The sequence below is a fragment of the Shewanella psychrotolerans genome, from assembly GCF_019457595.1.
GTDB lineage: Bacteria > Pseudomonadota > Gammaproteobacteria > Enterobacterales > Shewanellaceae > Shewanella > Shewanella psychrotolerans.
Genome location: NZ_CP080419.1, coordinates 2,332,813 through 2,353,854, shown reverse-complemented (window position 1 = coordinate 2,353,854; position 21,042 = coordinate 2,332,813). Strand labels below are relative to the sequence as shown.

Here is a 21,042-nt window from a genome sequence, read left to right as displayed (position 1 = left end):
AAAAGCCTAGTCGCTAGGCGTTAATATTAGTGGTTAGCCGTGTATAGCTAGGTCTTAGGCCAAGGTGCAATACGGTAGACAAATTCGTCAACTAAGGTCTCTAGTCGCCCAAGCACCGAGTGCTTAAGGTGCATCTCTTGTTGTGACAATATATTGGCCAGTGTTTTAATATCGAATGCCTTAAGGTATTCATTAGCTTTAGGGTAATAACTTAGGTGCCACGGTTCTGGGCTGACGCCACTCAGCTTAGCTTGATAGGGAAAATAAAACCCAAAATTGCTGGCATGGCAAGTGAGCCAATTATGCAGGTAATGGCAGGGCCCGTTGGGCTCATATTCGCTGGAAATTAGCTGCAAATCGTTGCGGGTAATATTATTGGCATCAAACAGGTCAATATCGGTTCCCCAATGATGGCGGGATATGCCTGGTAATGCTGACCAAAGTAAAATGGCATCCACGAGTTGATCGTCGTTAAGTGACGCTATTTCAATTGGCTCGGAATTTTTATCGAGTAAGGTTCGTTTTCCGCTTGCCTTAGCATTCCAGATAGCCAGCTGCTTAGCCAGATCTCGATAGGCAGAGCAGATCTGGATGGATAAACCATCCTTAGCAGCCGCAAGTTGCATCAGTTTAAATTTAGCGAGTGTATTGGGTTCGACAAGATGGCCTTGGTATTGCTCGAGTGGAAGCTCCCCAAGACCATAGATATTGCTAACGGCATCTAGCACAGTAGTTTTTCCAAAATACGCTGATAGACCTTGGCAAGCTGTTCGATATCATCGACTTTAACGCATTCGTTAACCTTATGAATGGTCGCGTTAACAGGCCCTAGCTCTATTACTTGAGCGCCCGTTGGTGCGATAAAGCGTCCATCAGAGGTTCCGCCAGACGTTTGTGGATCGGTATCTGTGCCTGTTACTTCTTTAATTGCAGCCCGGGTGGCATCAAGCAGTGGGCCATCTTCAGTTAAGAAGGGTAAGCCGTTAAAAATCCAGCTAATATCATAATCTAAGCCGTGGGCATCGAGAATGTTAAGTACGCGTTGGATTAATATTTCCGCGGTGACTTCGGTTGAGTAGCGAAAGTTAAACATCACTTCTAATGTTCCGGGGATCACATTTGAAGCGCCAGTACCGCCGTTGATATTAGCGATTTGGAAGCTGGTCGGTGGGAAAAATTCATTGCCATTATCCCACTTCATTCGAGCAAGCTCATCTAATGCAGGCGCGGCTTTATGTATTGGATTGTCGGCAAGGTGAGGGTAGGCCACATGTCCTTGAATGCCTTTAACCGTCAGGTTGCCGGTTAAGCTGCCACGGCGCCCATTTTTGACGATATCTCCTAATTTGTGGGTGGACGATGGCTCACCGACCAGCGACCAGGTGATCTTTTCATTGCGCGCTTCTAAGGTGTCGATAACACGGGTCGTCCCATTGATGAAAGGACCTTCCTCATCGCTCGTGATCAGAAAGGCGATGGAGCCATGATGATCGGGGTGTTCATCGACGAAACGTTCGGTGGCGACCAGCATTGCAGCCAGTGAGCCTTTCATATCGGCGGCGCCGCGCCCGTGGAGATAACCATCTATCACTACAGGATCGAAAGGCGGTGTATGCCAACGATTTAGATCGCCTACGGGGACTACATCGGTGTGACCTGCGAAACAAAATAGTGGTCCACTATTGCCGCGTCTTGCCCACATATTAGTGGTATCTTCAAATAGCATTGGCTCGATATTAAACCCTTTAGCTGCCAGTCTGTCGGCCATCAGTTGTTGACAACCTTCATCGAGTGGTGTTACCGATGGCCTTGAGATAAGGTCTTGCGCCAGTGTTAATACATCTTGAACCATTATAGGAAGATCTCCTGATACTGCAGGGGCTTAAAGCCGACAAAGACCTTATCGTCTTTCGCTAAGACGGGACGTTTGATTAGTGTCGGATAGGTTAACATCAGATCGATGGCTTTATCTTGGGTAAGATCTGATTTTTCTGCTTCGGTTAAATTCCTAAAGCTGGTGCTGCGCTTATTAAACAGGGTTTCCCAACCAACGCATTCTACCCAATATTCGATATCCGTCACCGTTAAGCCATCTTCGCGAAAGTCGTGAAAGGTTACCTGTTGTTGATGCTGTTCAAGCCATTTACGGGCTTTTTTCACTGTGTCGCAATTCTTGATGCCATATAGGGTCAAAGCGGTTCTCCTTGTTGAGCTGGCTCATAGTGTGAGCTTATATTATCTGTGCATTGTGGCATTGAGTCGGCTGCGGCTCAAGTGGATATCACGATTGGGTGAGTTCGACGGGATGAATTAAATTCAATAGCATATATATGCTCCGAATGTATCGGAGCACATGAGTTGAGCGTTAAAGTTGAACAGAGAAGATGATATCTTTACCCGCTTCAATTGATCCTTGGCGTTTATCGATGCTCTGAACGTCTTCCATATTCGCTAGGACAACAGGTGTCAGTAGGCTCTCAACATGGTCTTTTAAATATGTTAAATCAAACTCTAAAATAGGGTCGCCCATTTTGACGTTTTGACCCTCTTCGGCTAATCGTTTAAACCCATTACCACGCAGTTCGACAGTACCTACACCGAAATGCACAAACAACTCTAACCCGTGAGGTGATTCAATACTGAATGCATGGTTTGTTTCAAATATCTTGCCAATGGTGCCATCTACTGGCGCGAGAATTTGAGTCCCTTTAGGCGCGATCGCAATACCGTCACCGACAATTTTTTCTGCAAAAACCACGTCCGGTACCTTTTCGATCGCCACAATTTCACCAGATACGGGCGCGTAAACATCTATACCGCCTTTTACGGGAGGCTGTCCTGATATTAACCGTCGAATTCGGCTTAAAAATCCCATTTTTGAGTTCCTGTGTTGATCCACGTGTGACGCATTTTTATTTTCCTAGCATACTCAATAATTATCAAGAGTGACAGCGTGTTAGCAATTCATTTAGTTTATCTATGCGCGATATCACCATTGCCTGCTCGGCCTGTTTTACACAATCCTCATAGCGCCATCGACTGAGCTCCTGCTTTATTTCTAATAGTGCTGCGACGCTGACACTTAGCTCATCAATGCCTAGGCCAATAAGTAACGCGGTAGCATTGGGATTACTCGCCAATTCACCACACATGGATACTTGCACATTTGCGGCTTTTGCGCTGGATATTGATTGGGCGATCAACTTGATAATAGCAGGTGACAGTACCGGATATTTATCAATAAGATAAGGACTGGTACGGTCTGCGGCCATAGTGTACTGGGTTAAGTCATTGGTTCCAATGCTGATAAAATCAAGTAAAGGTAACATGGAGTCTAAGTTTATCACTGCGGCAGGGGTTTCAACCACAATGCCAATAGTGATATCACCAAAGCCCTTTTCCGCTTCATTGAGTTCATCTTTACATCGCTCAATGAGGGCTAGGGCGTCTTCTAACTCTTCGACTTGGTTAACCATAGGGAACATCAATCGAATCGCGCCGTGATTCGCTGCACGAAGAACCGCACGCAGCTGCGCACTAAATAATTGCGGATGGTTCAAGGTGTAACGAATGCCGCGTACGCCCAGTGCTGGATTTTCCTCTTTTATCATGGATAAAGAGGGCACCTCTTTATCTGCCCCCAAATCGATTGTCCGTATCGTTAATGGCTTGCCGTTAAGTAACTGAAGCGCATCACAATAAAGCTGGTATTGTTGGTGTTCATCGGGCAATTCGTGGTTATTCATAAACATAAATTCGGTACGAAACAACCCAACACCTTCGGCACCAACATCCGCTAGATGATTGATTTCGCTGATACAACCCACATTAGCGAGTAGCGAGATCTTATGACCATCTTGGGTCTGTGTTGCTTGGTTTTTAAATTGCTCTAAGCCAACTTTACGTTCGATGGCTTGTTGCAGCGCGACTTTTAATCGTGCGACTTGCGCTTCAGTCGGGTCAATAATTAGCTCCCCCGATATCGCATCTAAGGCGATAGGGGTCCCGTTGGCGATAAGCGCTAAATCACACGGACAACTCATCAGCGTGGGGATTGATGCACTACGGGCCAAAATTGCGGTATGACTGGTCACGCCGCCTGTTTGCAGCACTAAGCCTTTTAATCTATTTAACGGAAGCGTGGCAAACTCTGCTGGAGTAATGTCTTTGGCGATGATAATGCTGTTATCGGGGATATTGGATAACTCTGTAGATTCGCCTGTCAGCAGTATTTGAATGAGGCGTTGTCCTAAGGAGAGGACATCTTCGGCGCGGCAGCAGAGGTAGGGCGTGTCCATATCTCGCATCGCTTGTGCCTGTTTGGCAAAGGTGTGCTCTACTGCTAAGGCTGCAGAAAATTGTTGCTTAGCGATGGCGACATGTAATTCCTGTTGCAACTCTTCATCTTCGAGCAGCATTAAATCGGCTTCGATTAACTGGTAATGCTCGCTATCGGGTTGTAGATGTAAGGCGCTGTTTTTTATCTGACTAACGAGTGTGGCAATGGCATTATCTAGGCATATTTTTTCAAAACGAAGTTGCGAAGGGGGAAGTAGATGATAATCGAGTTTGTTGTCTAGCGGTTGAAGTACTTTTGCTTGACCTAAAGCGATACCCGCTGAAACGGCAATTCCTTTAATTATCATTCATATACCCTTTTAGCTAAGTGTGATAAGCAGCTCAGAGACTCTTTCAACAGCCTGCTGCGACTGTTCTCCTTCCGCGCTAACGGTGACAGAGACACCTTTATAAAGACCTAAGGTTTGTAGTTTAAACAGGCTTTTGGCGCTCGCTTGTTTGCCGTGGCATTCGACCAAAACATCACAATCGTACTGTTTTGCTTCTTTGACTAAAAGTGCTGCTGGTCGTGTATGGATACCATGTTCAGCCGTAATAGTAACGGTTTTTTCATATATCATCGTGATTCTCTACTGCGTCATATTAACCGTAAACGGCTAATAATGAATAATCTGATAATTGTTTTTTTTAAGAGCTTGTATGGCGAGTTCAAGTTTATCTTTTTTAACTAGGATATAGTCGGTATCAAAGGTTGAAATGGCAAAAATACTGACTTTAGCATTCGCCAATGTTCCTGAGACACTAGCTAAAATACCTGTCATTGAAAATCCTAAGGGGCCTACCACCTCGAAACAGCGCCAGTCACTTTCAATCTCTAGACTCTTTAGCGATAGGTCAGCTGGTACAACAACCGACAGTTCATCTTTGGTCTTGCCAATAAAAAACATGGGTTGTTCAAATACTTGTGGATCGATTTTACTATCAGGAGTAAAGCTATGAATGCTATAGAGCTGAGGATGTACCGCTAACGTCATTCGAGCCATGATTACTTGGTCACTTTAGTTATATAGTGGGACTAAGCTTATCATAGTTTAGGTAAAAAAAAGGAGAAGCCATTTGCTTCTCCTTTTTGTGATAAATCGATGGGTTAGACTTTAAACTGCCCTAAAATCTTAGTGCTGGTTTGGCTTATCTCTCGTAAAGATTGTGCTGCCAATCGATTGCTCTCGTTAGCCTTAACAGAGACTTCAGAGAGTTCGGTAATGCTACAGATGTTACGATTAATTTCTTCAGTAACTAAAGATTGTTCTTCTGTTGCACTGGCCAGTTGGGTATTCATATCACTGATATGAGCGATAAGATCTAAAATCGAGCTAAGAGATACACCAACGGCTTGCGCTTGGCTTTGCAATTGCTCTGACTGATCCTGAGTTTGGCTGTTACTCGTCATCACGCTAGCAACACCATTTTGGATATCAGTAATGATCTTCTGGATCTCATTGGTAGAGTCTTGAGTGCGGTTTGCTAGTGCCCGGACCTCATCGGCAACCACGGCAAAGCCTCTGCCGTGCGCTCCGGCGCGTGCAGCTTCAATGGCCGCGTTGAGTGCCAATAGATTAGTTTGATCGGCAATTCCGCGAATGACATCCAAAATACTACCGATCTGTTCTGACGATACGCCTAAGTGTTGAGTGATTGATTCGGCATTTCGTAGCTCATTAACCAGTTTCTCAGCATTGAGTACAGTGCTGTCCATTTGCGTTTTGCTGTCGAGTGCTTGCTCTTTTACGCTATTTGCTGCATCGGCCGCCTGTTGAGTGCTGCTTGCCATCTCATGTGTTGTTGACAACATTTGATTGATTGCCGTAGCAACACTACTGGTTTCTTGATGGAGGTGATCCACGCTGGCATTAGATTCGCCCACGGCACAGAGTAATCTATCGGCGTCCAAATTTAGGTTTTGTCCAACGGGTTGAAGATCTGCGACCATCATGTTGATTTTACCAACAAAGATATTAAATGCCTTAGCAAGTTCGACGACTTCATCGTTACCTTTTGTCGGAAGACGTTTAGTCAGATCTCCTTCACCTTGTGCAATATCCTTCATCGCTTCAATTGCTTGGGTCAGGGGAGAACTAATAGAGTGATTTAATACAAGGAAAAATGCAAAAATCGGAACTGAGATCAGCATCATAATGATAAAGTAGTTAAACAGTAGAGAAATTAACGTGTCGTTGACATCACTCATATAGGACGCTGTGACAATCGTCCAGCCCCACGAGTTGAAGCGGCGAGCCTCCATTAACGCTGTTTCTTGCTTATTGTTAAGAGGGTTAACAGTGTCGAATGTCGCGTAGGCAATGCCTTTTGAATTGGCTTCGTTTACCAATTGACTGATTGTGGATTGTCCCTGTCTGTCTTTTAAGCCACTAACGTGCGTACCCAAGGCGTTGGAGCTTGCACCGTGAGCGATGACGACTTGCTTAGCGTTAAATATAATAAAGAAGCCATCAGAACCGTATTTTATGCTATGAACAAGCTTGCTCGCGGTTTTCTTTGCCTCTTCTTGAGTCATTAAACCTTGCTGAGCTTGTTTTTCGTGTGCGTCGAGGACACTCAATATGGTCGATAACTGTGCGTCATTTTGTATCCATTTTTGAGCAATTAGACTATTGCGTTGCTCGTTGATGGAAAAACTACCAAATACAAATGTACCAATTGCTGCAAGTATTAACATAAAAATAAGGCGTTGCAGAATAGTGAATCGTCTTAAAATAGCTAACATGATAATCCTTACACGGTAGCGTTAGGTAACAGTGTTACAAATATACCTGTTATCTATATTAAATTGAACAAATACTAAATTAATCTGTCGATTATTGGCCGTATAGTTGAATCAGTTCACGCTATTACTTAACTGTACTGAAACAGGCCTGATTAACATCAGCTATTTCAATGCGAAACCGACATTTTATGCAAATTTGCAACTAAAGTTGTAGGCTGTAACATATTTGTAAATCGCAAGTATTCAATAACTTGTATAGAAATATGCGCCAATTTGTTGCAGTGCTATACTAATCCGCTGTTTTCACTTTGATTTTTACATCAATAGAGCGCAGAATTAAGTATTGATTCTTTTCGGTTAGTAACATGACTATGACATCTCAAGTGATCACCTCTGACGATATTTTATTAAAGCTTTGCCATTCGGTTTCTCATGTTCTTTCGAGTACAACTTCTAGCCAAGTATCTCATGCGGCTATGGTGCAAAGTATTACTAAAACCTGCCTTAAGCCTGATTTAGGTTGTTTCTCCATATTTGATGGCGGGTTTTCTGGTTTAGTGGTAATTAACTTCTCTGCGCAAGCCGCTGTCGAAATATACCAAGCTTATATGACACAGATGGGGATGCCTGAATCTGAGTTTGCTTTTTCACACACGTCTGATGAAGTAGGTGATGTGATGGGTGAGCTAATGAATCAAATTTTAGGTGACTTTATCGTTAAGGTTAACAAAGAATTACAGACATCCATTAATCAGAGTCAGCCAAAAATGCTGACCATTAATAAAGAACTCACCATCTCTATTGATACTAACTTAGATGAAGCTGTTGCGCGCCGAGTGGCATTTAAGACTGAGAGAAACCATATTTTTTATCTTGAATTCGCGATGGATAAGACAGAGTTTATAAAGTTAGCTGATTTTGTAAATGATGAAGAACACGATCCTGATGCACTACTTGCCCAGCATGGTCATGGAAGCAGTAACATTCTCGGATCTACAACCTGGTCACAAGGTGTTAAAGGTGCCGTAGTCGTCGATGATGCTGATGATTTAATGAAGGAGCTAGGTATCTAATCAAGTGCAGATTAATTGGTTAGCTATTTAAGTTGTATGGTATTGGTCGGCGAGTGCTACTCGGCGACCATTTTAGGTTAAAGGGTAGCAACAACGATGACAACAAAAGCGACCTCAATAGATATAGCTTATAGGGCTGGAGTGTCCCAATCAACGGTTTCTAGAGCGCTACGCAATAGTCCATTAGTTAATGAAGAAACCCGCTTGAAAGTGCAAGCAATAGCGAAGGAACTCAATTACAAAGTAGATAAAAATGCCAGTAATTTACGTACACAAAGTAGCTTAACGTTAGCGCTGTTACTGTGTGAAGATCCCACCAATGATGATTCGCTGATCAATCCGTTTTTTTTGTCTATGCTTGGTTCGATCACTCGTGCGACTGCACAACAAGGTTATGACCTCTTAGTTTCTTTTCAACAGCTTAGCAGTGATTGGCATGCTGATTATGAAGACAGCAATAAAGCCGATGGCATTATTTTGCTGGGGTATGGCGATTACATGGATTATGAGGCGAAGCTAGAAAAACTGTTAGCGCAAAATACCCATTTTGTTATTTGGGGAGCCGCGCAAACCAAGTCTTCTGTATTATCGATTGGTTGTGATAATCGCCAAGGTGGCATTATTGCAACTGAACATCTTGTAAAAAAAGGCCGTAAAAAAATCGCTTTTATTGGTGATGCATCGAGTCATAGTCCTGAGTTTCAAGAACGTTATTTAGGCCATCAACAGGCGCTTAAAGATGCCGATATTAAATGTAACGCAGCATTACAAATCGATGCCATTAGTACTGAAAGCTCAGGTTATGATGCGACGTTAGCACTTATTCGATCAAAGGTTGAGTTTGACGCTATTTTTGCCGCCAGTGATCTCATTGCTATTGGCGCTATTCGAGCGTTAAAAGAGCAGGGGTTTGATGTGCCAAATGATATTGCCGTTGTGGGTTATGATGACATTCCTGTGGCAAGTTTTGCTAATCCGGCATTGACGACAGTGAAACAAAATACCAAATTAGCAGGGGAAATCTTGGTCGAAAGTTTGTTGAAATTGATAAAAGGTCAGCAGGTTTCTAATCAACTTATTCCGACGAATTTAGTTGAGCGTCAGTCGTGCGGTAGCTGATGAGTTAAAGCTGTTGTGTTAAAACGATTCAGTTATACATATTTGGTTAAAAACTTGCTGATATTGGCCTTGGATTGCTTTTGTAAGCTTAACATCAGCTCGAAGCTTGGATTATGGCAATGCCAGCGCTCGGCTAATGTGCCCAACATGTGTTGCCATAACGTTGCCGTCATCTGTGCATCGGCTAATGCCCGGTGAAATACCCCATCGTGTTGAATCCGATTGTAACTGACTAAGGTTCCTAATTGATGATTGGGGGCATCTGGATAAATTCGTCTTGCAAGTAGCATGGAACACGCAAATGGCGATGAATATTGCCGGCCAATGCGTGACAGCTCAGCCTCTAAGAAGCGTTGGTCAAAGCTCGCATTGTGAGCAACCAGTTTTGCATCGCCAATAAAATCAGCAAAGTCCGCCATTCCTTGTTTACAGCCAGGAGCATCACTTAACATCTCATTAGTGATCCCTGTGTATTGTTCTATAAAGCTAGTGATGCGAAACCCTGGATTCATTAGCTGCTGAAACGTATCTACGACGATACCTTTCTCGAGTTTGACTGCGCCAATTTCGATTGCGCGGTCGCCTTGGGTAGGCGAGAGTCCTGTGGTTTCAAAGTCGAGTATTACAACACTGTTTGCTTCTGTCACGTTTTCTCCTTTGTGTTCGACTCTTTTATTCGGTTTTCAATAGAGATAAAAAGAAAAACCCTAACGATCTGCATCGTTAGGGTTTTATAGCTAGCAAGCGTGCTTAAAAAGTAATATTACTTCTTAGCTTCAGCAGCCTTACGCTCTTTAACTTGCGCAATAACTTTCTCAGAAACGCTGTTTGGACATGGGTTGTAGTGAGCGAACTCCATAGAGAACTGACCACGACCAGATGTCATTGTACGTAGTGAACCGATGTAACCGAACATTTCTGAAAGTGGTACTTCAGCCTTGATACGAACACCTGTTACACCAGCGTTTTGATCTTTGATCATACCGCGACGACGGTTAAGGTCACCAATTACGTCACCAACGTTGTCATCTGGGCTAAATACGTCAACGTTCATGATAGGCTCAAGAAGTTGTGCACCCGCTTTTGGCATAGATTGACGGAAAGCGCCTTTAGCAGCGATTTCGAACGCGATAGCTGACGAGTCAACTGCGTGGAAAGCACCGTCAGTCAGTTCTAGTTCAACGTCAAGTACTGGGAAGCCTGCAACGGTACCAGTCTGCATCATGCTCTCGAAACCTTTTTCAACAGCAGGCCAGAATTCTTTAGGTACGTTACCACCAACAACAGATGACTTGAACGTGAAGCCAGAGTTTTGCTCACCAGGACGGATGGTGTAGTCGATCTTACCGAACTGACCAGAACCACCTGACTGCTTCTTGTGCGTGTAGCTATCAGAAATTTCTTGAGTGATAGTTTCACGGTATGCTACTTGAGGCTCACCAACGATTAGGTCAACGCCATAAGTACGCTTCAGGATGTCTACCTTAATGTCTAGGTGAAGTTCACCCATACCCTTAAGGATGGTTTCGCCTGAATCTTCGTCAGTTTCAACGCGGAATGATGGATCTTCTGCGATCATCTTACCGATAGCGATACCCATTTTCTCTGAGCCGCCTTTATCTTTTGGCGCAACAGCGATAGAGATAACTGGCTCTGGGAATATCATGGCTTCAAGAGTACAAGGGTGCTTAACATCACACAGAGTGTGACCAGTTTGCACGTTCTTCATACCTACGATAGCGATGATGTCACCCGCTTGAGCTGATTCAAGTTCGTTACGTTCATCGGCTTGCATTTCACACATACGGCCGATACGTTCAGTCTTACCAGTTGCACTGTTAAGAATGGTATCGCCTTTGTTGATGCGACCAGAGTAGATACGTACGAAGGTTAGGGCACCGAAACGGTCATCCATAATCTTGAACGCAAGCGCTTTTAGTGGCTCGTCAGCTGAAACGATAGCGTGTTCGCCAGTCTCGTTACCTTCTTCGTCGGTAAGAGGCTGTGGATCTACTTCGTCTGGTGCTGGCAAGTAATCAACAACTGCGTTTAGTAGAAGCTGCATACCTTTGTTCTTGAAAGCAGAACCACAGTATGTAGGGAAGAATGCTAGGTCACGAGTACCCTTACGGATACAACGATTAATATCTTCCATAGATGGCTCTTCGCCTTCCATGTAAGCTTCCATTAGGTCATCGTCTTGCTCAACGGCAGTTTCAATTAACTGTTCACGGTACTCTTCAACTAGGTCAACCATGTCAGCTGGAACATCTTCGATGGTGTAGTTTTCAGCTTCGCCAGTTTCATCCCATATCCAAGCTTTACGAGTCAGTAGGTCAACAACACCTTTGAACTCATCTTCGATACCGATTGGTAGAACCATTACTAGTGGAACGGCAGCTAGAACGTCTTTAGTTTGCTTAACAACACGTAGGAAGTCAGCACCCATACGGTCTAACTTGTTTACGAAGATGATACGAGCAACTTCTGATTCGTTCGCATAACGCCAGTTGGTTTCTGATTGTGGTTCAACACCACCAGAACCACAGAATACACCGATACCACCGTCTAGTACTTTAAGAGAACGATAAACTTCAACTGTGAAGTCAACGTGGCCAGGGGTGTCGATAACGTTAAAACGGTGATCGTTCCAGAAGCAACTTACAGCAGCAGACTGAATGGTAATACCACGCTCAGCTTCCTGTTCCATGAAGTCGGTTGTAGATTCACCATCATGAACTTCACCGAGCTTATGAATCTTACCGGTTAGTTTAAGAATACGCTCAGTTGTGGTGGTCTTACCCGCATCAACGTGAGCGAAGATACCAATGTTTCTGTACTTTGATAAATCAGTCATTTTTCTACTCTATTGGAGTTACGTTCTAAAATTCGGGGGGAAGTATATCAATACTTTTAGAATTCTTTTATAGATTTTTATTAAAATCGTTCAAATTTCACCAATTAGGTCTGCTTTTGATGGGATAACGGCTTATCGACGTTTGCTAAAAGCCTTGTTATTTCTATGTTTGCTGCATTTTTAGCCTGTTAGCTTTAACGGTTTTTTTCTTTATATCATTTTGTTCAAATATGAGCTCAGTTCATTACTGATTATTATGTTTGGGTCCAGTTTCGGGTTCACAGTTGTTTTTACACCAGTTTATTAGCAATCTGCTTCTTTAATAGGCTGGTATTCATTTGCAATAGTCAGGTTATTGCCGTTAGAAGTTGGCATACCGTCTTTTTAATCTTATTGGGAATTTAAAGCAAGCCGCCGTATCTGATATTTGCTATTGTGCTAGCCAAATCGAATTGGGCTCATTAGTCTCTATTCGAGCAACTATTTTAGGAGCGTTGATCTTGGCCATTGAACATAGTGGTTTAGTCGCGGTTTTGAGTTTACTCAACTGCAGAACTAACTTTACCATCAAAAAAATCACAGAATATATGTTACCTGCATTGAAAGAGCCGTTTTATCTCCATGGCAGCGAGCGCGATTGTCAGCTGGTGATCCGTCCAGCATATGAGATCTTTTTATCTGAATTATCGGCTATTGAAGGGGTGAGTCATAAAGAGGGCTATTTTCATAACAGTGAAATGACGCGGTTTCCCAAACGCATTCAGAAGAGCTTAAACGGTATCCATTATGGCCTCGGATTTAAATTTAACGACGAGGCAGCGGTAAAACGTTTTATCGAAAAGCTGATCAGCATTAACTCTGGTGGGTGATCTCGTTTGCGAATAGATAAAACGGTCATTTTCGCGGTTATTAGCGATCAGCTTAAAGCGCTCACCCAAGTTGCCATCACCGCTGCAAATCAAGCGCATGAAACGGCGACTCACAGTGAGACTGTGGCCCGAAGTAAATATGAAACCTTTGGTCTGGAAGCGTCTTATTTAGCTCATGGACAAGCGCAGCGAGTTGCAGACTGTAAAACGGCTGAGGCGATGTTTGATGCTTTGAACATCAGAGGGTTCGGTATCTATGACGCCATCGACTTCGGTGCTGTCGTGGTGGTGAGGGATGGTGAAGACAGAACTCAGCTACTTTTTATTGGCCCCGCGGCTGGCGGTGTAAGGGTTAAATTACCTTTAAAAGTGACTAATCTGCCGCAGGGATTAGATGAAGTCATGGTGATCACACCATCCTCTCCTTTGGGGGCGGTTTTGATGGGCCGCTATCAAGATGATGAGGTGGTTATTCATATCGGTGGAGAGCAAAAGCGGTATCTGATCTCTTTGGTCGCTTGAGATTAAGCTTGTGATTAAGATAGGGGCGTAATGGTCAAAATTTTTATTGATAAAGGAGAAAGATAAAGTAACTTACTAATTAGGGACTAAATCATTTTCTCCTTAGTTGGCTAAATGGAATTATAGATGCGATTATCTAAGATAAAACTGACTTCCTTCATTAGTCAGGTATTACAATATTGTGATACTTATCGTTATAGCGCTGTGTTACTTATCATTCTGTCGGTTTCAAATTTCGCTTACGCCCAAGATTTAGAGCCTCGTAGCTATACCAATATCCCCATCAACATCAACTTTCTTGCCACTGGTTATCTTCATTCTGAAGGCGGTGTGTCACCTTCTCCAGGTGTATTACTCAAAGATGCTCAACTTAATATCAATACTGCAGCGTTAGCCTATGTGCGCTCATTTGAACTCGCTGGGCGCAGCGCGAAAGTGGATTTAGCCCTTGCTCGAAGTTGTTTTGAAGGTAGTGCTATCTTAAATGGTGAGCGGATTGAAGCGGACAATTGTGGTTATAACGATCCCACACTTAAATTAACATGGAATTTCTTGGGCGCACCCGCCTTGGAAATAGAAGAGTTTGCCTCTTGGCAACAAGGCGTTGTGGTTGGCACCAGTTTGGAGGTAACGGCTCCGATTGGTAGCTATAATGTTGATAAATTACTTAATGCCAGCGCTAACCGTTGGATATTAAGGCCTGGCGTTGGAATGTCGCAAAAATTAGGTGATTGGTATTATAACGTGATCGCCTCGGTACGGTTTTATGGTGATAACAATGAATATCTGGGTAAGGGGACATTAGCACAAGATCCTCAGTATACACTGCAAGCGCATCTTATTTACACCATAGGCCCAGGGCACTGGATCTCGCTCAATAGTAATTATTTTTTTGGCGGGGAGACGATTAAAAATGGCGTCAATTCAGATGATAATCAAGATAACTCACGCTTTGGAATAACCTATTCAATGGCAATAAACCCTGTTAACAGCATTAAGCTTAACTACAGCACGGGAGTGCTAACCCGCTTTGGTAATGATTTCGATTCATTTGGTGCCTTTTGGATGTATCGTTTTTAGACCTAGTCGGTGCATACGTCAGTGCATTGTAGATATCTAAGATGCAGTAAAGATTCGCGCGTTAAAAACAAAAAAACCAGTCGCTTAATTTTAGGTAAAGCAAAGCGACTGGTTTTTATTATCAGCTCACCGCAATCACTCGGTTAACGCTGGCGATACGATAGGGTATTTATCCCAAACTTGATTGTCTGTCATCGAGCGAACTAATTTGACATATTCGGCGTGGGTCCAGGCGAGTGGTGTAGCCGAGTTTGTACCTTGTCCTTGCTGATAATGGTATCGCGTTGGGTGGCCGACGCCGTCCCATGCTTGCTCTGGCAGCATTAGGCCATCATTAGCAAAATATTCCATTCCTTTTACATATTGATTTTTTAATTGCGAGTGGCGCTCCGCGGTCAATGTGCCAGTTGCTAACGCTTTGGCTAGTTCAAAATGACCTCGCTCGCCAGTAAAGAACGGCCATACTCGTCCTCGCTGATTGCTCGTATTACTACCTGATTCGGCATAGTTAGCGCCACTTTGAGTATCTTCACCATAGCCATCATTGCCATAACGTCTAAAGCCAGGGATCTGCCTGCCATCTTGGGTGGTGAATAGGTACTTGACCCTAAGATTATCTTCTAGCGCCATATTATCAATCAGGCTAACAGTATGATTAATGGTTGGATCATCGGCGCTGCGCACGCCGTAGCGCACAAGCTCTAAGAAACCGCCGTCTAATATTAGCCGTTGATCAAGACCCGTTTTACCATTGTTGTCAGCCAGTTTTTCACTGCTATTAGGTTGTCCAGTTGGCGCAAGGCGAACATAGTAAGGTGCAGTGTCACGGGCTTGACTATTGTCTTTTTCATTGAGCAAACCTTGGGTCGTGATCATTAATTCGGAAAGGCGAGAGTCCATCAGCTTCGCTTCATCGAGATAACGAATCGCGCCTTGTTGATCACCACTTTGTTTAGCAATGTCGCTCGCTGCGATTAAGCCTGCAATGACGGCTGCCGCTGTCGATGGCGAGTAACCTTGCTGCTCCTCCCAGCGCTCTTGTTGTGTCTTAAGTGGCGTAATGCTGGTGTGGTTCCAATCTAAGTTAATATCGCCACCCGTTACCAAAAATTCGGCCGCGGGTTTCAGCATCTCATGATACCAATGGCTGATCTCAATATCGGTTAATACCCCAGCTTGCCAAAGCTTCCAACCTAGCATGATAGGCATAGCAGTTTGATCGAGTTGCACACCAACCCATTCAATTTCGCCATCGACATGGGTCTTTTGCAAGAACCAACCCGGTACCCCTTGATATCCGAGTGTTTGCGCCGATACTTGGACTTTCTTTAAGTATTCAAAGGCAACTTTTGGAGTTTGGCTGTCTCCCATGGCGAGAAAGGCCATCGCACATTGATAGAAATCTCGTGGCCATACTGCTTTATAGCCAGTACTCCCCTTATAGGCAGAAACGGTATCACCCCAAGGGTTAGACAAGGAGGCGATCAGCGCCCCTGCATGGGTTTTATCTTCCTGTGCTTTTAGTACCAGCGCACTGGCATACAAGAGTTTACCATTATCAGTCGTATTGGCTGTCATTGCTGGTAGTGTATCGAGAGAAGCGAGGTAATCTTGCCAGCCAAGCGCTTCGCCTTCACCGTTATAACGACTCAACACTTTGTCGTAACCGCTATCTAATGTCGCTTTAGTGGTCGCTATGCTGCTTGTTTTATCTGGGCCAAAACCAATGACAAAAGTCGCACTTAGGCTGGGTGCGCCATCTTGACTTACTTTAAGGCTAGGCAGCTGAGCGGTTAACGCCACATTACCTGTTGGACTATTGTGGTCGGTTGTCGTTTGATACTGCCAATCCATGTGTCCATTTTGCTTAAGATCTGTCATGCCATCAGAGCGCCCAACAAACCCCGCACTCGATTTTACGAATGGGATATCGGCTTTGATGGAAATCACTGTGGAATCTTTGTTACCCGTTTCGGCAAATAAAGTCGTGCCGTCGCTACTGATGCTGGCGATATCATTGGCACCACTGTTATCGACATGGGGATTAACATAAAGGTAGGGCGTGATTCCTGGCTCAAAAGCGGTAAAGATCACCTTCATCATTAAGGCATCACGATCGGGATCGGTAAAAAAATGTTTTTCTATCTGGTATTTGCCTTCAATATCTTTGTTGACCACTTTATAGGCGAGCGATAGTGGCCGACCTGCGTCATCCTTATGCAAATAATCTATGCTCGTGACTGTGTTGTCTTTTTCGGCGTCGACAAAACCTTTACCCGCGATAATAAACTGTGCTTCTTTTAGCTGGGCATTATGAATAAGCCCATACATGGTTTCGGTTAGCACCCCTTGTGCTAACGAGAACCAAACTCTGCTAACAGCGTTGGCAGCGCTGTCTTTGTATTCCCCAGCGCGTAAATCGGTTGTTGTATAGGGTTCATAGGAGGTGCCTATTCCTGTTTTACCTGAAAACGCCCAAGTCGGTGATGCACCTGGCGCTCCCGGTGCCACAGTGGCTGGGGTTTTAGCGCTAGTGTCTGCAGGGGGGCTCGATTCTGCTCCGCAACCAAAGAGGAAGGCACTGAGCGATACGGCAATCAGTGATCGGCTAAAAAGGATTGGCTTGATAGTCATTAGGCAAGTCCGTTGTCAGTTAGTATTAGTTATTGTTTTGCAGGGTTAGATGACACAAATAACACGCTTATTCCTGCCAACAACATAAAGCTTCCACCCATGATTAAGGCAAAAATGGGTTGGCCATCGAAGAAGGTATTTAAGAGCACCCCGAGTACGCTAGCGGCTAATAGTTGAGGAATAACAATGAAGAAGTTAAAAATTCCCATGTAGATCCCCATCTTTTCTGCAGGTAGTACATTTGATAGCAGGGCATAGGGGATCGATAAAATAGAAGCCCAAGCGATGCCCACGCCTATCATAGGCAGCCAAAGTAACTTTGGATCGTTAATGAAATAGAAACTAATAAGTCCGAGACCACCACAGAAGAGATTGATTAAATGAGTAAACTTGAGCCCTACGGCCATGGCTAGTAGGGGAATTAACAGTGCCGCTAATGCTGAAAATCCATTGTAAGAGGCAAATAGCATTCCGACCCAATCGGCGCCATCATTATAGGCCTTAGATAATACATCTTGGGTACCATAGTGATAGTCGGTGACGGCTGCTGTGGTGTAGATCCACATCGAAAACAGCGCGAACCAAGAAAAAAACTGCACAACGGCGAGCTGACGCATCGCCTTGGGCATATGAAATAGTGAGTCAATAACGCTAAATATCATTCCCTGCTCATCGCGTTCAACATCGCTATGATGCTGTAGACGCAAGCTGCAAAACCATTGCAGCGGCCCGAAAGCGAAAACTCCTAACGTTAGAATATACAGCTGTTTATCGAGTGATTTAAGTAGAACTAAGCTTGTTAATACTGCGCCTATTAGGCTCCAGATAACTGCCGCTTTTCGGTAGGCTTGCCATGTTCGAGTGTACTGGGCTGTAAAAGCGTGCTGCTCGTGAGATTCAAATGTAGCGAGCTCTTGTGGCGAATATTCTTTGGTCGTAAATACAGTCCAGCACACCGCCAACAATAGGACTGCGCCGCCAAAGTAAAAGGCGTAGCGTACTGAGTCGGCAATTTCGCCAGGGGGCGCGGTATTGGCGACATTAAAATAGTTAGTCAATATATAGGGCAGCGCTGAGGCAATCACTGCGCCGATGCCGATAAAGAAGCTTTGCATTGCATAACCTTGGGCTCGCTGCTGGTTAGGCAGGTTATCACCGACAAAGGCACGAAAGGGTTCCATAGCAATGTTGATCGATGCATCCATGATCCACAACATACCAGCTGCCACCCAAAGCACTGGGGAGTGAGGCATCACAAAAAGGGCTAGAGTGGTGCAGATAGCGCCAATAAGAAAGTAGGGGCGACGACGGCCCAAGCGGCCCCAAGTATTATCGCTCATGTAGCCAATAATAGGTTGAACCAACAATCCTGTAAGCGGCGCGGCAATCCACAATATTGGAATATCATCTATTGAGGCGCCTAATGTTTGAAAGATGCGGCTAACATTGGCATTTTGCAGCGCAAATCCAAACTGTATGCCAAGAAACCCAAAGCACATATTGAAAATTTGCCAAAAATTAAGCATGGGTTTGGTGTGAATTTGCTGAGCACTTGAATCAATGTCAGTCATCAATTTTTCTCTTGTTATTATAAGGGTTATGGTGTTTTTATTGTTCTATTTTGTCTAGCTTCTTTTTAGGTAGTTCTTGTTCAAAAGGCCTAATTCATGGCTTCATTCAGCACTTAGAGCACTTAGAGCACTTAGAGCACTTAGAGCACTTTTGGCGCAAGATTTAGCTTCGGAGTTAGTGTGCCAATTTGGGCACACTAACTGGGTTTCTTGAGTCTCGATAAAAAAATAGCGAATACACGCTTCCCTACACGGGTATTCGCTAACAGCTCGGGTTCTACTTTCTCAAGGCTGTCGCCTAGATGAGTAGATAGAGACGCTAGAGCGACTCAAATGAAGTAGAAACAGTTTACTTCAACCTGAGTCGGTTCGACCTAGTCAATTCCATATGGATCACACAACATGAAATTAAACACCTCTGCATGTTACCCCTGAGCCGATTTCACCTACAACCGATTACATACGTATTCATCACTGCGCATTAACTTTTGCGCATCCTGTTATTAACTTGAATTGGTGGGAAGTGGGAAGGATTGATTGGTCAAAAAGATAAAGAGGTTAATTTAACAGCGCAATGCTTAATACTAACATTGCACTGTTATCCCTGTAGCCAAGATGATTTTACTGCGGTTTATTTGGCGTGGATCTTTTGTACTAAAACTTACCCGCAGCGCCGGGGAATACCACAGGGCTAGTGTTGCCATTGTGACCCACTGCGGCAACACCAAATAGGTAGTTATCTATAACCAAGTTGTTGAAAGTAAATTGGTCGACGTGACCAACATAACGGCTGTGACTCCATTCACTCTCTGTGGTATTGCGCCAATATACACGGTATCCTGCCACATTAGCTTGGTTTGATTTTTGCCAATTGAGTGTGGTGTCAGCAGTGACTTGGCCACTTATTTTAACGTTACTCGGTGGTGTCGGTGCCCAAGCCATTGATGCGAGACTTATGGCATTTAATGCGGTGAGTTTTGCCGTAAGAACCTTATCAACCCCCTCCATAACATCACCATAAGCGATACCGTTTTCGAGGCGAATATCTTGATGCTGGCGATTGTAATTTTCGTTAGTCTCCATTATCCGAACGGCAGGGAGTCCGGCTTTGTTAAACGGCAGATGGTGGCCGCCGCGCCCAAACCTATCTAACCGGTAGATTAATTTCACATCCAGATTCGTCATATATTGATCGGCAAGGGATTTAATATGGCGGGCAAGATTACGAGAGGCCGAATCATTCTCGCCTCCACTGAAATAACGCTCTTTTGCTTCGCTAGGAGTCTCTGCGATACGCACACCTTCTGAAAAAACCCGTACCGTGTGATTACTCACCACACCGTTGATCCCTTCGATGTTACCTATCATATCGTTGTTAAGCACAGCTTCTACCTGCCAGCCTTGGTTTTTGGCATAATCGGCAAGGGCTGCGCCGCCATATAAGCCTTGCTCTTCACCCGACAGCGCCGCATAAACAATGGTGCCTTCGAACTGATATTTTGATAACACTCGCGCGGCTTCTAACGCGCCGGCTACGCCAGAGGCATTATCGTTAGCGCCAGGGGCGGTAGAGGTTGAGTCCATGACATCGCTCACACGTGAATCGATATCACCGCTCATCATCACTACGCGATTAGGGTCTGTTTTGCCTTTTTGAATGGCGATGATATTGATCACTTCACTTTCTGTGGGAATACGTTTACCAGAGACCTTAGCGCCCACTTCAATGACATCGAGGCAATTGCCACATTGCGCCGATATGCGCTCAAATTCGGCCTTCACCCAGCGACGCGCAGCGCCAATCCCATGGGTATTTGACGTCGTATCAGACAGAGTATGGCGAGTACCAAAATCGACTAAGGTTTGAATATCCTTAATGATGCGCTGACCTTGTGTGGCAGTGGCAATATCATAAAGACGTAGATCTTCGTTTGATGGCGCCATTTGAGGAGTGTTTGGCGTTTGTGATGATACTGTCGCTGTCGCGGTAGTGATCCCTAAAGGCAAAAGCAGCAATAGAGTGTGAAACCTGTGGGTTGTCGGGCGAATGTGCATCATTACCTCATTATTTTTGTATACAAGTTTTGGCTATAAATATTGTCGTAAGTTGGTCGATAAGTATCGTTGATAAAATGGCCATCACGCTTTCTGTTTTGTGACGTGAGCACACAAATAGTCAGTAACAGTATCAAAAAGTAGCAATAAGTGTACAAAAAAATAACAGTAAAAAAGT

Annotated in this window: 18 protein-coding genes; 5 read left to right on the top strand and 13 right to left on the bottom strand. The window is 44.3% G+C overall.

All coding sequences use genetic code 11. The features are described from left to right. Positions 1–47: 47 nt before the first annotated feature. From K0I62_RS10350 to K0I62_RS10315, 8 genes are all read right to left on the bottom strand, one after another. Positions 48–728, bottom strand: coding sequence for a M15 family metallopeptidase (locus K0I62_RS10350; protein WP_258404982.1), 681 nt, complete (start codon positions 726–728; stop codon positions 48–50). Further along, positions 722–1,852: a succinyl-diaminopimelate desuccinylase gene (dapE, locus tag K0I62_RS10345; protein ID WP_220068084.1), complete on the bottom strand. Its 1,131-nt coding sequence runs from the start codon at positions 1,850–1,852 to the stop codon at positions 722–724. The genes K0I62_RS10350 and dapE overlap by 7 nt, the downstream gene beginning before the upstream one ends. Then, positions 1,852–2,193 carry an ArsC family reductase gene (locus K0I62_RS10340; protein WP_220068083.1) on the bottom strand — a complete coding sequence of 114 codons (342 nt, stop codon included), beginning with the start codon at positions 2,191–2,193 and terminating at the stop codon, positions 1,852–1,854. Before K0I62_RS10340 ends, dapE begins: the two co-directional genes overlap by 1 nt. A 172-nt stretch (positions 2,194–2,365) precedes the next feature. Continuing rightward, on the bottom strand, positions 2,366–2,875 hold the full coding sequence (gene crr / locus K0I62_RS10335; RefSeq protein WP_220068082.1) for a PTS glucose transporter subunit IIA: 510 nt from the start codon (positions 2,873–2,875) through the stop codon (positions 2,366–2,368). Between the two features lie 64 nt (positions 2,876–2,939). Next, positions 2,940–4,646, bottom strand: coding sequence for a phosphoenolpyruvate--protein phosphotransferase (gene ptsP, locus K0I62_RS10330; RefSeq protein WP_220068081.1), 1,707 nt, complete (start codon positions 4,644–4,646; stop codon positions 2,940–2,942). 12 nt (positions 4,647–4,658) lie between these two features. Continuing rightward, positions 4,659–4,916: an HPr family phosphocarrier protein gene (locus tag K0I62_RS10325; RefSeq protein ID WP_220071346.1), complete on the bottom strand. Its 258-nt coding sequence runs from the start codon at positions 4,914–4,916 to the stop codon at positions 4,659–4,661. Between the two features lie 39 nt (positions 4,917–4,955). Next, positions 4,956–5,342 (bottom strand): ACT domain-containing protein, encoded by a 387-nt coding sequence (locus K0I62_RS10320; RefSeq protein WP_220068080.1) that lies wholly within the window; start codon positions 5,340–5,342, stop codon positions 4,956–4,958. A gap of 104 nt (positions 5,343–5,446) precedes the next feature. Then, entirely contained in the window at positions 5,447–7,084 is a 1,638-nt protein-coding gene (locus tag K0I62_RS10315) for a methyl-accepting chemotaxis protein (protein WP_220068079.1), read from the bottom strand. Between the two features lie 365 nt (positions 7,085–7,449). Here K0I62_RS10315 and K0I62_RS10310 point away from each other — a divergent pair, with 365 nt between their 5' ends. Together K0I62_RS10310 and K0I62_RS10305 are read left to right on the top strand one after the other, a co-directional pair. Then, complete coding sequence (locus K0I62_RS10310; protein WP_220068078.1) at positions 7,450–8,157, top strand: DUF3334 family protein; 708 nt, start codon at positions 7,450–7,452, stop codon at positions 8,155–8,157. 96 nt (positions 8,158–8,253) lie between these two features. Then, the gene (locus K0I62_RS10305) at positions 8,254–9,276 is read left to right on the top strand and encodes a LacI family DNA-binding transcriptional regulator (RefSeq protein WP_220068077.1); all 1,023 of its coding nucleotides are present in this window, start codon (positions 8,254–8,256) and stop codon (positions 9,274–9,276) included. A 32-nt stretch (positions 9,277–9,308) separates the two neighbouring features. On the opposite strand, the gene K0I62_RS10300 is transcribed toward K0I62_RS10305, so the two are convergent. Continuing rightward, the gene (locus K0I62_RS10300; protein WP_220068076.1) at positions 9,309–9,923 is read right to left on the bottom strand and encodes a 3'-5' exonuclease; all 615 of its coding nucleotides are present in this window, start codon (positions 9,921–9,923) and stop codon (positions 9,309–9,311) included. 116 nt (positions 9,924–10,039) lie between these two features. Continuing rightward, complete coding sequence (fusA, locus tag K0I62_RS10295; RefSeq protein ID WP_220068075.1) at positions 10,040–12,133, bottom strand: elongation factor G; 2,094 nt, start codon at positions 12,131–12,133, stop codon at positions 10,040–10,042. A 500-nt stretch (positions 12,134–12,633) separates the two neighbouring features. Between fusA and K0I62_RS10290 the strand changes: the two genes are divergently transcribed. The 3 genes from K0I62_RS10290 (at position 12,634) to K0I62_RS10280 (ending at position 14,604) form a co-directional block, all read left to right on the top strand. Continuing rightward, positions 12,634–13,002 carry a hypothetical protein gene (locus K0I62_RS10290; RefSeq protein WP_220068074.1) on the top strand — a complete coding sequence of 123 codons (369 nt, stop codon included), beginning with the start codon at positions 12,634–12,636 and terminating at the stop codon, positions 13,000–13,002. A 6-nt stretch (positions 13,003–13,008) separates the two neighbouring features. Next, positions 13,009–13,524 (top strand): GreA/GreB family elongation factor, encoded by a 516-nt coding sequence (locus tag K0I62_RS10285; RefSeq protein ID WP_258404981.1) that lies wholly within the window; start codon positions 13,009–13,011, stop codon positions 13,522–13,524. Between the two features lie 126 nt (positions 13,525–13,650). After that, positions 13,651–14,604 carry a transporter gene (locus K0I62_RS10280; protein WP_258404980.1) on the top strand — a complete coding sequence of 318 codons (954 nt, stop codon included), beginning with the start codon at positions 13,651–13,653 and terminating at the stop codon, positions 14,602–14,604. 135 nt (positions 14,605–14,739) lie between these two features. Here the strand turns inward: K0I62_RS10280 and K0I62_RS10275 are convergent, their stop codons facing one another. From K0I62_RS10275 to K0I62_RS10265, 3 genes are all read right to left on the bottom strand, one after another. Then, complete coding sequence (locus tag K0I62_RS10275; RefSeq protein WP_220068073.1) at positions 14,740–17,238, bottom strand: glycoside hydrolase family 15 protein; 2,499 nt, start codon at positions 17,236–17,238, stop codon at positions 14,740–14,742. Positions 17,239–17,267: 29 nt separating this feature from the next. Continuing rightward, positions 17,268–18,809 carry an MFS transporter gene (locus K0I62_RS10270; RefSeq protein ID WP_220068072.1) on the bottom strand — a complete coding sequence of 514 codons (1,542 nt, stop codon included), beginning with the start codon at positions 18,807–18,809 and terminating at the stop codon, positions 17,268–17,270. A 654-nt stretch (positions 18,810–19,463) separates the two neighbouring features. Continuing rightward, positions 19,464–20,867: a M28 family metallopeptidase gene (locus K0I62_RS10265; protein ID WP_258404979.1), complete on the bottom strand. Its 1,404-nt coding sequence runs from the start codon at positions 20,865–20,867 to the stop codon at positions 19,464–19,466. Positions 20,868–21,042: the final 175 nt, after the last annotated feature.